We start from the raw sequence: 13,392 nt of genomic DNA, 5'->3' as shown, positions 1-13,392 counted from the left end.
ATGCATCGCAGACTGGAGTTCAGCCGTGCGCCCCTCCGATCCGGCGCCGTGGCGGGCGGCGACCTCGCGGAGGACACGACGCTCGGCGCCGGCGGGGCGTACGCGCTCGGCGCGGCGCTCGGCGCCGCCGTCGTCGGGACCAACGGGCGTCTCGGGCTCGCCGCGCACGCGCTGGGGGTCGCGGCGGGTGCCGCGTACGGCGAGTGGGCCGCTATTCACCCGACCGAGTGAACGAGGCGGCTGAGCCGCGCGGCCTCTTCCTGGCATCCTTGGAAGCCGATTCCGCTGATGCCTCCGATTCCGTCGATTCCGTCGTTTCCGTCGATTCCGTCGTTCCGATCCGATCTCGCCCCGGGAGCCGTGCACGTGACACCGCTGCGTTCGGTCCAGGTGCTGGGCGGCGGCAGCGCGGGCAGCAGCGCGCACGTCAGGTCGCTCGCCTCCGGCCTCGTCGCGCGCGGTGTGCGGGTGACCGTCTGCGCGCCCGAAGAGGTCGAGCGCACCTACGACTTCCGCGCGTGCGGCGCGCTCCACCTGCACGTGCCGCGCCGCGGCGACCCCGTGTCCATCGCCGCGCTGCGCGCCGCGTGCGCCGGCGCCGACGTCGTGCACGCGAACGGCCTGCACGCGGCCTCCCGGGCCGCGCTGGCCCTCGGCGGCAGGCCCGTGCCGCTCGTCGTCACCTGGCACACGCGCGCCGCGGCGTACGAGAGCGCGCGTGGCGGCGTCACCCGGCTCTTCGAGCGAAGTGCCCTGCGCGCGGCGTCCGTCGTGTTCGCCACCTCGTCCGATCTCGTCGACACGGCACGGGCGCGCGGCGCCCGCGACGTGCGGCTCGCGCCGCTGGCCGTGCCCGCGCCCCGCGTCCCGGGCGCCACCGGGCCCGACAGCAAGGCGCGCGCCGAACTCGGCGCCGTCGAACGGCCGCTGGCCATGGCGGTCGGCAGCCTCGTGCCCGAGCACGGCCACGCTCTGCTGCTCGACGCCGTCGCGCTGTGGCGCGGGCAGGACATCGACCCGTTACCGCTCGTCGTCATCGCGGGGGAGGGCCGGGAGCGCCCGGCGCTGCAACGCCGCATCATCGACGAGGACCTGCCGGTCCTCCTCCTCGGCAGCCGCGACGACGTCACGGAACTGCTCGCCGCCGCGGACGTGGCCGTCGTGTCCAGCCGGTGGGAGTCGCGGTCCCTGCTCGCGCAGGAGGCGCTGCGGCTCGGCGTGCCGCTCGTCGCCACCGCCGTGGGCGGGGTGCCCGAACTGGTGGGCCGCGCCGCGGAGCTCGTACCGTACGGAGATCCCCTCGCCCTCTCCGCCGCCCTGCTGCGGCTGCTGACCGATCCCGGCAGGCGCGCCGAACTGGCCGCCGAGGGGCAGGCGCAGGCGGCGGCGTGGCCCACCGAGGACGAGACGGTCGCGCAGGTGCTCAGCGTCTACGACGAGGTGACCGGGGCCCGCGGGAACCCGTGACATCCGCGGGCCGCCGCTCGAAGCGGCTCCTCACGGCGTGTGGCGGCGCGCCTGGAGGGCGAGGCTGAGCGTCAGGACCGTCTGCGGGTCGTCCAGGTCGCGGCCCAGCAACTCCGCGATCCGCGCCAGCCTGTTGTACAAGGTCTGCCTGTTCAGGTGCAGTTCGCGCGCGGTCTCCGCCTTCCTGCCCGCATGCGCGAGATACGCCTCCAGCGTCGGCGTCAGCGCGGGCCGCGACGCCAGGTCGTGGGCGCGCAGCGGGCCGATCGTCCGCTCCACGAAGGCCGCCAGGTCGGGGTGTTCGCGCAGCCGCCACAGCAGCAGGTCGATGTCGAGACCGCGCGCGTCGTACCACGGACGGTCCGTGAGGCCGTGCGCGGCGGCCGCCGTCTCCCCGGCGTGCCGAAGGCCCGCGCTCGCCGCCGCCCAGCCGCCCGCCATCCCGACGACGACCACCGGCGGATGCGCGCCCGCCCGGTCGAGGCCCGCCCGCTCGACACCGGCCCGCAGCGCCGCCGCCACACGGTCGGCCACCGCCGTGCGCTCCTGCTCGGCACGCAGCCCGAGCAGCAGCGGCACCCGGCCCTCCACGGGGCGCACCCCGAGCAGCACCGGCACGCCCACCGACGCGAGTTCCTCCAGCACGGCACGCGCCAGCACGGCCCAGTTGCCCGACGGGTCCGGCTCGGGCGCCAGCCGCATCACGGCCGGCAGCAGCGGCCCGGAACCTGGCCGGAAACCGAGGACCCGCGCGCGCCCCGGCGCGTCCTGCGGCGCGATCCGGCCCTCCGCCAGGTCGGTGAGGAAGTCGCCGCGGCCGCGCGCCGCCAGTTCCTCCTCCTGGCGCGCCTGCATCAGCACCACGGCCAGCGTGCCCGCCGTCCGTTCCGCCGCGAGCCGGTGCACCTGCCCGAGCGGCGCCGGCACCGCGGGCAGTAGCAGCAGCAGCCTCGCCCGCACCGCGCCCGTGCCCTGACCGCCGCCCGCCACGTCCACCAGCACCGAGCCCGCCGGGGGCCCGGCAAGACGCGCCGCGCGGCCGCCGCGCAGGCCCTCCCAGACCTCCAGCGGGTCGGCCGCCGCCCGGTCCGCGCCGGGCGCGGCCTCAGGGGCCGCCGCGTAGAGCAACCGGCCGTCCGCCGCCTCGAGGAAGGCCGGGCCGCCGCAGAAGCCGGCGAGCACCCGCAGCACCTGCGGGACGCCACCCCCGCCGAGCAGGGCGCGCGTGCACCTGTGGTGCACCTCGTCGGCCTGGCGCGCCATCGCGTAGTGGCCGTTGACGATCTCGGTGTGCACCTCCTCGGTCACCGAGACGAACGCCACCTCGCGGTGCAGCTGCACCAGCGGCAGGCCGGCGGCGCGCGCCGTCTCCACCAGCGCGGGAGGCAACTGCTCGAAGCGCGGCCCCAGCTCGACGACCAGCGCGGCGATGGAGCGCTCCACGAGGCGGCGCACGAACGCGCGCTGCTCGGCGGGGCGCGTGCCGAGGTTCAGCCCCGTCGTCAGCAGCAGCTCGCCGCCCTTGAGCAGGGACGCGATGTTCGGCACCTCGCCCGCGTGCACCCAGCGCACCGTACGGCCGAGGTTGCCGTCCCCCGCGACGACCTCGGGCAGTCCGCCGCGCAGCCCCGGCAGCTCGAGCGCCCGCCGTACGGTGATGCCGCCGTCATCCGTCATGCCGGGCCCCCTCCCGTGCTGGGCAGGACAACAGCCGCTCAGCCCTGGTACGCGCCCGACGCCGTCAGCCGCAGCGCCGTGTCGATCAGCGGCACATGGCTGAACGCCTGCGGGAAGTTGCCGACTTGGCGCCTCGCGTGCGGGTCCCACTCCTCCGCGAGGAGCCCCAGGTCGTTGCGCAGGCCGAGCAGCTTCTCGAAGAGCCTGCGCGCCTCGTCCACCCTGCCGATCATCGCCAGGTCGTCGGCGAGCCAGAACGAGCAGGCGAGGAACGCGCCCTCGTCGCCCGCGAGCCCGTCGAGGCCCGCCTCGCCGCCCGACGTCGGGTAGCGCAGCACGAACCCGTCCGGCGTCGACAGCTCCCGCTGGATCGCCTCGATCGTGCCGATGACGCGCTTGTCGTCCGGCGGCAGGAAGCCGACCTGCGGGATCAGCAGCAGCGACGCGTCGAGCTCCTGCGAGCCGTACGACTGCGTGAACGTGTTGCGTTCCGCGTCGTAGCCCTTCTCGCACACGTCACGGTGGATGTCGTCGCGCAGTTCGCGCCACTGCTCCAGCGGACCGCCCGCGTCGCCCGACTCCAGCAGCTTGATCGTGCGGTCGACCGCGACCCAGGCCATCACCTTCGAGTGCACGAAGTGGCGGCGCGGGCCGCGCACCTCCCAGATGCCCTCGTCCGGCTGGTTCCAGTGGGTCTGCAGGTAGCGGATCAGCCGGAGCTGGAGCTCCGACGCGTAGTCGTTGCGCGCCAGGCCCGTCATGTGCGCCAGGTGCAGCGCCTCGATGACCTCGCCGTACACGTCGAGCTGCAGCTGGTGCGCCGCGTTGTTACCCACGCGGACGGGGGTGGAACCCTCGTAGCCGGGAAGCCAGTCGAGTTCGGCCTCGCCCAACTCCCGCTCGCCGGCGATGCCGTACATGATCTGGAGGTTCTCCGGGTCGCCCGCGACGGCACGCAGCAGCCACTCGCGCCAGGCGCGCGCCTCCTCCCGGTAGCCGGTGCGCAGCAGCGACGACAGGGTGATCGCCGCGTCACGCAGCCAGGTGTAGCGGTAGTCCCAGTTCCGCACGCCGCCGATCTCCTCGGGCAGCGACGTGGTGGGGGCCGCGACGACCCCGCCCGTCGGCGCGTACGTCAGCGCCTTCAGTGTGATCAGCGACCTGACCACGGCCTCACGGTAGGGGCCGTGGTACGTGCACTGGTCGACCCAGTCGCGCCAGAACTCGGCCGTCGCCACCAGGGCGCTCTCCGGGTCGGACAGCGCGGGCTGGTCGCGGTGCGAGGGCTGCCAGCTGATCGTGAAGGCCACCCGCTCGCCGGCACAGACCGTGAAGTCCGAGTAGGTCGTCAGGTCCTTCCCGTACGTCTCCGCGTCGGTGTCGAGCCACACGGAGTCGGGTCCCGCGACGGCGACCGTGCGGTCGTCGACCTTGTGCACCCAGGGGGTGACCCGTCCGTAGCTGAACCGCATGCGCAGCGCGGAGCGCATCGGCACACGTCCGCTGATGCCCTCCACGATCCGCACGAGCTGCGGTGCCCCGTCGCGCGGGGGCATGAAATCGGTCACTCTGACCGTGCCGCGAGGCGTGTCCCACTCCGACTCGAGGACGAGGGAGTCGCCCGCGTAGCGCCGCCTGTCGGCGTTCGGCGGGGCGGTTTCCGCAGGGAACGAGGGTCCCAGTCGCCAGAAACCGTGTTCGTCGGTGCCCAGGAGGGAGGCGAACACGGCATGGGAGTCGAAACGGGGCAGGCACAGCCAGTCGACCGTGCCGTCCCGGCAGACCAGTGCCGCGGTCTGCATGTCTCCGATGAGTGCGTAATCCTCGATGCGCCCTGCCACGTGCATCTCCAGTCCAACGGCCACGTCGCCCCGAAGGGGCTCTTACTGCGGTCAAGGGGTCGTTGACGAGCTCTTTTTCCGGGAATACGGGCGGGGTGTTGCCGTTTGCCGGCCTGACTCGGCAGCGAATGTCCGAGCAGGATACGACGCACCTGGTCGTCCGCGTCACGCTCACCGCACCATAGATCCGAACCATAGGTTCGACGAACCGCCGAGTCACGCGCGAGGCGGCCGGCGCCGTCCGTGACGTATGGCCGGAAGCAGTCGGTCCCCGGCGCTGTTAGTCTGGTAGCCCGTGGGCCGGTGGTCTCCCTCTAGGCGCGAAAGCCGCACGCAGGGCGCACCGAAGCCGCAGCGACGCCACCTCAGACCGCGACCACGGGAGCCCCTCTTGGCCATGCCGAACCGATCCACGACATCCTCGACGACCAAGCACATCTTCGTCACCGGGGGTGTCGCCTCCTCCCTCGGCAAGGGCCTGACCGCCTCCAGCCTCGGAGCGCTGCTCAAGGCGCGCGGTCTCAGGGTCACCATGCAGAAGCTGGACCCGTACCTGAACGTCGACCCCGGCACGATGAACCCCTTCCAGCACGGTGAGGTCTTCGTCACGGACGACGGCGCCGAGACCGACCTGGACGTGGGCCACTACGAGCGCTTCCTCGACGTCGAACTCGACGGCAGCGCCAATGTCACCACCGGCCAGGTCTACTCGACCGTGATCACCAAGGAGCGCCGCGGCGACTACCTGGGCGACACGGTGCAGGTCATCCCGCACATCACCAACGAGATCAAGCACCGCATCCGGCGCATGGCCACCGACGACGTCGACGTGGTCATCACCGAGGTCGGCGGCACGGTCGGCGACATCGAGTCCCAGCCGTTCCTCGAAACGGTCCGTCAGGTGCGCCACGAGGTGGGCCGCGACAACGTCTTCGTCGTGCACATCTCGCTGCTGCCCTACATCGGCCCCTCGGGCGAGCTGAAGACCAAGCCCACCCAGCACTCGGTGGCGGCGCTGCGCAGCATCGGCATCCAGCCCGACGCGATCGTGCTGCGCGCCGACCGCGAGGTCCCGGTGCCCATCAAGCGCAAGATCTCGCTGATGTGCGACGTGGACGAGGCCGCCGTCGTCGCCGCGATCGACGCCAAGTCGATCTACGACATCCCGAAGGTGCTGCACGCCGAGGGGCTCGACGCGTACGTCGTGCGCAAGCTCGACCTGCCGTTCCGCGACGTCGACTGGACGGTCTGGGACGACCTGCTCGACCGGGTGCACAACCCCGACCACGAGGTCACGATCGCGCTCGTCGGCAAGTACATCGACCTGCCGGACGCGTACCTGTCCGTGACGGAGGCCATGCGCGCCGGCGGGTTCGCCAACCGGGCCAGGGTCAACGTCAAGTGGGTGACCTCGGACGACTGCAAGACACCGGCGGACGCGGCACGGCAGCTCGGCGACGTGGACGGTGTGCTGATCCCCGGCGGATTCGGTGACCGCGGCGTCACGGGCAAGATCGGCGCCATCCAGTACGCGCGCGAGAACCGCCTCCCGCTCCTCGGCATCTGCCTGGGCCTGCAGTGCATCGTGATCGAGGCGGCGCGCAACCTCGCCGAGATCCCGGACGCCAACTCCACCGAGTTCGACGCGGGCACCGCGCACCCGGTGATCTCCACCATGGAGGAGCAGAAGGCGTTCGTGGAGGGCGCGGGCGACCTCGGCGGCACCATGCGCCTCGGCCTCTACCCGGCGAAGCTCGCCGAGGGCTCGCTCGTGCGGGAGGCGTACGGCGAGGAGCCGTACGTGGAGGAGCGCCACCGCCACCGCTACGAGGTCAACAACGCGTACCGCGCGGAGCTGGAGAAGAAGGCGGGCCTGGTGTTCTCGGGCACGTCGCCCGACAACCGGCTCGTCGAGTACGTGGAGTACCCGCGCAGCGTCCACCCGTACCTGGTCTCCACCCAGGCGCACCCGGAGCTGCGGTCCCGGCCGACCCGGCCGCACCCGCTGTTCGCGGGCCTGGTGAAGGCGGCGGTCGAGCGCAAGACCGGCGCCGGCGCGTAGGCGCGGGCCCGGCCGGGCGCCGGCCGGGCGCCGGGCCACCTGGCGATACGGTGGGACCGGGGCGTGGATCAAGCAGGTCCGGCCGATCAGGCCGATCAGGCCGATCGAGCTGGTCCGGCGCCCCGGTTGTCCGTTTCGCCGGTACGTGTGGAGGGCCGTGTCATGACCATCAGGGACACCCGCGAGGAGTGGCGCGTCACCGGGACCGAGACGCCCTTCCGCGGCAACAAGACCGGCGTGCGCACCGACGAGGTCGTCATGCCGGACGGCGCGGTCGTCAAGCGCGACTACCAGGTGCACCCGGGTTCCGTGGCGATCCTCGCGCTCGACGACGACGGCGCGGTCGTCGTGCTGCACCAGTACCGCCACCCGGTGCGGCGGAAGCTGTGGGAGATCCCCGCCGGCCTGCTCGACGTCGAGGGCGAGAACCCGCTGCACGCGGCGCAGCGCGAGCTGTACGAGGAGGCGCACGTCAAGGCGGGGGACTGGCGGGTGCTCGCCGACGTGTTCACCTCGCCAGGCGGCTCGGACGAGGCGGTGCGCGTCTTCCTCGCACGCGACCTCGGCGCGGCGGAGGGCGAGCGCTTCGCCGTCTCCGAGGAGGAGGCCGACATGCAGCTCGCGCGCGTGCCCCTCGCCGACCTGGCGCGCGGCGTGCTCGCCGGCGAACTGCACAACAGCTGCCTGGCGATCGGCGTGCTGGCGCTGACGGCGGCCCTGGCGGGCGACGGGCTCGACTCACTCCGCCCGGCCGACGCCCCCTGGCCCGCCCGCCCCTTCTCGTCCTGACCGCCGGATCATCCCGACGGTCGGATCGTCCTGACGGTCCGACTATCGGCTGATCCGATCTGGTGATACTCCGGGCACGTCCGCCGTGAGCCCCGTGCGTGGTCAACTAGGCTCGGGGCGCCCGCGGGGCCCCGTGGGCTCGGCGTGCGGGCAGGTGGACGGAGCGTGGTCCCGTGACGGATCAGGCGGTGGACGTGGACAGCCCCGGCCAGGCCGCGGAGCCACCGTTCCTCGGGCGCCGGCGCGAGCTCGACGACCTGCGGGCCGACCTGGAGCGCGCCGGACTCAACACCATCTCGGGCCGCAAACAGCCGCGCGCCCGCGTCCTGCTCGTCGCGGGGCGTCCGGGTTCCGGGCGCACCGCGCTCGCCGACGAGATCACCAGGCGGCTGCGCGGCGGCTACCCGGGCGGCGTCGTCCGCGCCGTCCTCACCGAGCCCGGCGGCGAGCCCGTGCCCGCGGAGCGCTGCGCGCGCGACATCCTCGGCGCGCTCGGCGTCGAGGCGCCGCCCGGTGAGGCCGAGGACGGCCTCACCCAGCGGGTGCGCGAGACGCTCGCCGCGCGCAGGGCGCTGCTGCTGCTCGACGACGCCACCGACGCCGAGCAGGTCGACCCGCTCGTCCCCGACACCGCGGATTGCCTGGTCGTCGCCGTCTCGCGCGGCCCGCTCACCGGCATCCCCGACGTGCGGCCCTGCACCGTCGGCGGCCTCGACAGCGCCGCCGCCGTGGAGATGCTCGGGCGCCGCACCGGCGCCGTACGGATCACCGTCGACCCGCAGGCCGCCGAGTCGCTCGCCGAGGAGTGCGGGGGCCAGCCGGCCGCGCTGCTGCTCGCCGGCGGCTGGCTCGCGGCCCGCCCCACCGCGTCCGTCGCCGACCTGGCCAGACGGCTGCGCGAGCTGCCGCCCGACCTCGACGTACCCGAGGGCGACCGGCCGCTCGCCCGGGCCTTCCGGCTCGCGTACGAGTCGCTGCCGCCGGCGGCAGCGCGCCTGGCGCGGCTGCTCACCCTCGCCCCCGCCGGCCTCACCGACGCCCATGTCGCCTCCGCACTCGCCGGCTGCTCCGTGCAGGACGCCGCCGCCACCCTGCGCGACCTCGTCGGCCTCGGCATGCTCAGGCCGGCGCCAACCCCCGCCGTCACCGGGCCAGGCCGCCTGCCCGCGGGCCGCGGCGACGAGGGTGTGCACGGCCCCGGCGGCCGGTACGTGCTGCCCGGCTGCCTCGTGCCGCTGCTGCGCGCCCGCAGTGCCGCGCACGACAGGCCGGGCGAGCTGCAGCTCGCCAGGGCGCGCATGCTGGAGCGGACCGTCCGGCTGCTGCGCTCCTGCCGCGCCATCACGGAACCCGAGGGCTCACCGGCGCGCACCCAGCTCGCCGCGGTGCCCAGGGCGCTGCGCTTCCCGACCGCGGTCGCGGCCGCCGGCTGGCTGCGCGTCCACCGGCCCGCGCTGCTCGCGGCCGCCCGCCTCGCCGTCGCCGACGGGGAGCTCGACACGCTGGCCCGCCGCCTCGTCGCCGCCCTCGTCCGCGCGCTCGCCGCCCACGAGGGCACCGAGGCGGCGGCCCCCGACCTCTACGGTCTCCACCACCTCGTCCTCGACGTCGCCGAGCGGCGCGGACTGCACCGCGAGCGCGCGGCCGCGCTGCTCAACATCGGCGACCTGGACGCCCGCACCGGGCGCACGCGCGACGCCCTCGCCCGCTACCGCGCCGCGCTGGACGCGGGACGCGCCGCCCAGGACCACTACGCGACGGGCCGCGCGATGGAGTCCGTCGGCGGCGCGTACCAGGGCCTGGAGGACTTCCCCCGCGCCTGCGACTGGTACGGCAGGGCGCTCGCGCAGCGCCTCAGCCGCGGCGAGCGGGCCGACGAGGCGCGCCTCCACGGCCGCCTCGGCGCCGTCCACGCGCAGGCGGGCGCGTACGGGGAGGCGCTGCGCGAGTGGCGCGCGGCCGTCGCCTGCTACCGGCGCCTCGACGACCTGCCCGGCGTGGCGAGGGCGCTGAGCGAGGTGGCGAGGGTCCAGGAGTACGCGGACCGGCCGCACGACTCGCTGCGCACCTGCGAAGAGGCCCTGGAGTGGGCGGGCCTCGCCGAGGACGAGCGGCTGCGCGCGGCCCTGCACCTCAGGCTCGCGGACACCCTGGAGCGGGTCGGCGATCCCGCTGCCGCCGCGCTGCACAGGACGAGGGCGAACCGCCTGCTCGGACCGGACGAAGCACGGGCATGAGAGGGTCTGGCCTACGAATTCCGCAGCACCCTTCGGAAAGATTCCAGCTTTACAAGGCTAGACAGCGGCAAATCCTTCATTAGACTGGCTCCGCTGCGGCTTTCCGTGGCCTCTCCCGATGTGCGGCATCCATGCCTGTCTGTGCCTGTTCATGTCCACTGGCAGCTGGATGCGCCGTTCATCCGGGTACGTATGCACTACAGGCGCCCCTCTGAGCCAAGGACCGTGATCCACGTGAAGGTCGGCATCCCCCGCGAGGTCAAGAACAACGAGTTCCGGGTGGCGATCACCCCGGCAGGCGTGCACGAGCTGGTGCGCCACGGCCACGAGGTCGTCGTCGAGCGGAACGCCGGCGCAGGTTCCTCCATCACGGACGAGGAGTACACCGCCGCGGGTGCCGCCATCCTGGAGACGGCCGACGAGGTGTGGGCCGCGGCCGACCTGCTGCTCAAGGTCAAGGAGCCGATCGCGGAGGAGTACCACAGGCTCCGCAAGGACCAGACCCTCTTCACCTACCTGCACCTCGCCGCGTCCCGCGCCTGCACCGACGCGCTGCTCGCCTCGGGCACCACCGCCATCGCCTACGAGACCGTCGAGACCGCGGGCCGCGCGCTTCCGCTGCTCGCGCCGATGTCCGAGGTCGCGGGCCGGCTCGCGCCGCAGGTCGGCGCGTACCACCTGATGCGGTCGGCCGGCGGCCGCGGCGTGCTGCCCTGCGGCGTGCCCGGTACGGCGGCGGGCCGCGCCGTGGTCATCGGCGGCGGCGTCTCCGGCTGGAACGCGACGCAGATCGCGGTCGGCATGGGCTTCCACGTGACCCTGCTCGACAAGGACATCAACAAGCTCCGCGAGGCGGACCGCCTCTTCGGCACCAAGGTCCAGACGATCGTCTCCAACGCGTACGAGCTGGAGCGCGCGGTCACCGAGGCGGACCTCGTCGTCGGCGCCGTGCTCATCCCCGGCGCGAAGGCGCCGAAGCTCGTCACCAACGAACTCGTCGCGAAGATGAAGCCCGGAAGTGTCCTTGTCGACATTGCGATCGACCAGGGCGGCTGCTTCGAGGACTCCCGGCCGACCACACACGCCGAGCCGACCTTCCGCGTCCACGACTCGGTCTTCTACTGCGTCGCCAACATGCCGGGCGCCGTCCCGAACACCTCCACGTACGCGCTGACGAACGCCACGCTCCCGTACATCGTGGAGCTCGCGGACCGCGGCTGGCGCGACGCCCTGCGCCGTGACGCGGCGCTCGCCAAGGGCCTCAACACCCATGAGGGCCAGGTGGTTTACCGCGAGGTCGCCGAGGCCCACGGCCTCGACCACGTCGAACTGGACGCGCTGCTCGGCTGAGCCGTCAATCGGCGCCGTCAACGTCGCGCCCCGGGCCGGACCTTGCCCCGCGAGGTCCGGCCCGGGTGTGTGTCCGGCCACTTTCACGGCCGGAGCGGCTCGGCGTCAACACGCGCTGAAAGTCGGTCTTGTGCTGTTTTGCTCGCCCGGTCGGGCCGTGCGCCGTGCCTTGGTGAGAGGGGTGTGCGCCCTTGACACGCGGGTGTTCGGTTGCCGACACATCGGGCCCGGTCCGGCGGATTGTGTTGCTGTGAAGCGGTGACACGCCATAGAGTCGCGAACCGTCGGCATGGTGCCACGCTGACCTATCGATTAAGTGTCCTGGTCACACCCAAGGAGGTAAGACGACTTGTGAATGAGTCGACATTTACTCCCGGGGGTGGTCAACCAGGAATGCCCACGGCGGGCGTGAGCGCTCCGTCCGGCTTCGAGGCTGTCGGCTCCGTCGCTGTTCGCACCTCCGCCACCACCCAGCACACGACGACAGACCACCAGACGACGGACGGCCAACACGTGAACGCCACGGCCGGCAACGAGGGAAGCCGAGAGCACACCCCATTGGCCGCATACGACGAAGTGCCCGAGGGCCACTTCTACGACCCCGACGCCGAGTACGAGCCCGACCCCGAGTACGCGGCCACGCTCGCCCCCGACGCCGCGCGGCAGCGCAGGGAGCGCATCGGCCCGACCGGGCGGCCCCTGCCCTACTTCCCGATCCCGGGACCGCTGACCGACCACGGCCCCGCGAAGATCATCGCGATGTGCAACCAGAAGGGCGGCGTCGGCAAGACCACGTCGACCATCAACCTGGGCGCCGCGCTCGCCGAGTACGGGCGGCGCGTGCTGCTCGTCGACTTCGACCCGCAGGGCGCTCTGTCGGTCGGCCTCGGCGTGAACCCGATGGAGCTCGACCTCACCGTCTACAACCTGCTCATGGAGCGGGGCATGGCGGCGGACGAGGTGCTGCTCAAGACGGCGGTCCCCAACATGGACCTGCTTCCGAGCAACATCGACCTGTCGGCGGCCGAGGTCCAGCTCGTCAGCGAGGTCGCCCGCGAGTCGACGCTCCAGCGCGCGCTCAAGCCGCTGATGCAGGACTACGACTACATCGTCATCGACTGCCAGCCGTCGCTCGGCCTGCTGACCGTGAACGCGCTCACCGCGGCGCACAAGGTCATCGTGCCGCTCGAGTGCGAGTTCTTCGCGCTGCGCGGTGTGGCGCTGCTCACCGAGACGATCGAGAAGGTGCAGGAGCGGCTCAACCCCGACCTGGAGCTCGACGGCATCCTCGCCACGATGTACGACTCCCGCACGGTGCACAGCCGCGAGGTGCTCGCGCGCGTGGTCGAGGCGTTCGACGAGAACGTGTACCACACGGTGATCGGCCGCACGGTGCGCTTCCCGGAGACCACGGTCGCCGGCGAGCCGATCACGACGTACGCCTCCAACTCCGTCGGCGCGGCCGCCTATCGACAGCTCGCCAGGGAGGTGCTCGCCCGGTGTCACGCCGAGTGAGTCTGCCCGGCGCCGACGAACTGTTCCGTACGACCGGTGGCACGGCCCTGCAGGCCTCCTCGCCCGCGGACCGCCGCCGGAGCGCGAACGGCGAGGCACGGGTGCCGGCGCCGGCCGAGGGCGGCAGGAGCGAGGGCGGCAAGGAGGCCGAGGGCTCCGGCGCGGGGTCCACGGCGGCCGCCCACGCCGAGGAGGAGCACTCCCCGGCCGCCGAGCCGGGCCCAGGGGACGCCACAGCGGCGCGGTCCCGCACCTCGGAGGCCGAGCAGCGGCCCACGGCCGCGGCCGCCGGGCAGGCGCGTCGGCCGCTCGCCGAGCAGCAGGAGATCCGGAGAGCACACGTCTGAACTCCTGTCTCCCATGTCTCTCGCCTGCCGTCTTCTGCTTGATAGAAGGGGGGGGGGGGGGGGGCAGGGAGGGGGAGCGGGGGGGGGGGGGGGGGGGGGGGGGGGGG

9 protein-coding genes and 1 pseudogene are annotated in these 13,392 nt (G+C 73.3%); 8 read left to right on the top strand and 2 right to left on the bottom strand.

Annotated features, from left to right (window positions below; all coding sequences use genetic code 11):
• Positions 1-231 (top strand): annotated as a pseudogene (locus JFN87_RS27195) (hypothetical protein); the annotation flags it as partial.
• A gap of 135 nt (positions 232-366) precedes the next feature.
• Positions 367-1,467 carry a glycosyltransferase family 4 protein gene (locus tag JFN87_RS27190; protein ID WP_209344113.1) on the top strand — a complete coding sequence of 367 codons (1,101 nt, stop codon included), beginning with the start codon at positions 367-369 and terminating at the stop codon, positions 1,465-1,467.
• A gap of 30 nt (positions 1,468-1,497) precedes the next feature.
• On the opposite strand, the gene JFN87_RS27185 is transcribed toward JFN87_RS27190, so the two are convergent.
• Together JFN87_RS27185 and JFN87_RS27180 are read right to left on the bottom strand one after the other, a co-directional pair.
• A complete protein-coding gene (locus JFN87_RS27185) occupies positions 1,498-3,144 on the bottom strand; it encodes a PucR family transcriptional regulator (RefSeq protein WP_209344111.1) in 1,647 nt (548 codons plus the stop codon).
• A 38-nt stretch (positions 3,145-3,182) separates the two neighbouring features.
• On the bottom strand, positions 3,183-4,985 hold the full coding sequence (locus JFN87_RS27180) for a glycoside hydrolase family 15 protein (protein WP_209344109.1): 1,803 nt from the start codon (positions 4,983-4,985) through the stop codon (positions 3,183-3,185).
• A 397-nt stretch (positions 4,986-5,382) separates the two neighbouring features.
• On the opposite strand from JFN87_RS27180, the gene pyrG reads away from it, so the two are divergent.
• The 6 genes from pyrG (at position 5,383) to JFN87_RS27150 (ending at position 13,285) form a co-directional block, all read left to right on the top strand.
• On the top strand, positions 5,383-7,047 hold the full coding sequence (gene pyrG / locus JFN87_RS27175) for a CTP synthase (RefSeq protein ID WP_209344107.1): 1,665 nt from the start codon (positions 5,383-5,385) through the stop codon (positions 7,045-7,047).
• A 162-nt stretch (positions 7,048-7,209) separates the two neighbouring features.
• Positions 7,210-7,836 (top strand): NUDIX domain-containing protein, encoded by a 627-nt coding sequence (locus JFN87_RS27170; protein ID WP_209344105.1) that lies wholly within the window; start codon positions 7,210-7,212, stop codon positions 7,834-7,836.
• Positions 7,837-8,009: 173 nt separating this feature from the next.
• Positions 8,010-10,073 carry a tetratricopeptide repeat protein gene (locus JFN87_RS27165; RefSeq protein ID WP_209344103.1) on the top strand — a complete coding sequence of 688 codons (2,064 nt, stop codon included), beginning with the start codon at positions 8,010-8,012 and terminating at the stop codon, positions 10,071-10,073.
• Positions 10,074-10,307: 234 nt separating this feature from the next.
• Positions 10,308-11,423, top strand: a complete 1,116-nt coding sequence (ald, locus tag JFN87_RS27160; RefSeq protein WP_209344115.1) for an alanine dehydrogenase — start codon at positions 10,308-10,310, stop codon at positions 11,421-11,423.
• 393 nt (positions 11,424-11,816) lie between these two features.
• Positions 11,817-12,938, top strand: a complete 1,122-nt coding sequence (locus JFN87_RS27155) for a ParA family protein (protein WP_209344101.1) — start codon at positions 11,817-11,819, stop codon at positions 12,936-12,938.
• Positions 12,923-13,285 (top strand): hypothetical protein, encoded by a 363-nt coding sequence (locus JFN87_RS27150; protein ID WP_209344117.1) that lies wholly within the window; start codon positions 12,923-12,925, stop codon positions 13,283-13,285. Before JFN87_RS27155 ends, JFN87_RS27150 begins: the two co-directional genes overlap by 16 nt.
• The last annotated feature ends 107 nt before the right edge of the window (positions 13,286-13,392 follow it).

Source organism: Streptomyces montanisoli, assembly GCF_017813245.1.
Classification (GTDB): domain Bacteria; phylum Actinomycetota; class Actinomycetes; order Streptomycetales; family Streptomycetaceae; genus Streptomyces; species Streptomyces montanisoli.
The sequence above is the reverse complement of the archived record's forward strand: the minus strand, read 5'-3'. Positions and strand labels throughout refer to the sequence as shown.

What these genes read in the sequence shown, in the direction of transcription:
- JFN87_RS27155 (WP_209344101.1), top strand. Translation starts at nt 11,817, where the DNA reads ATGCCCACGGCGGGCGTGAGCGCTCCGTCCGGCTTCGAGGCTGTCGGC.
- JFN87_RS27185 (WP_209344111.1), bottom strand. Translation starts at nt 3,144, where the DNA reads ATGACGGATGACGGCGGCATCACCGTACGGCGGGCGCTCGAGCTGCCG.
- JFN87_RS27170 (WP_209344105.1), top strand. Translation starts at nt 7,210, where the DNA reads ATGACCATCAGGGACACCCGCGAGGAGTGGCGCGTCACCGGGACCGAG.
- pyrG (WP_209344107.1), top strand. Translation starts at nt 5,383, where the DNA reads ATGCCGAACCGATCCACGACATCCTCGACGACCAAGCACATCTTCGTC.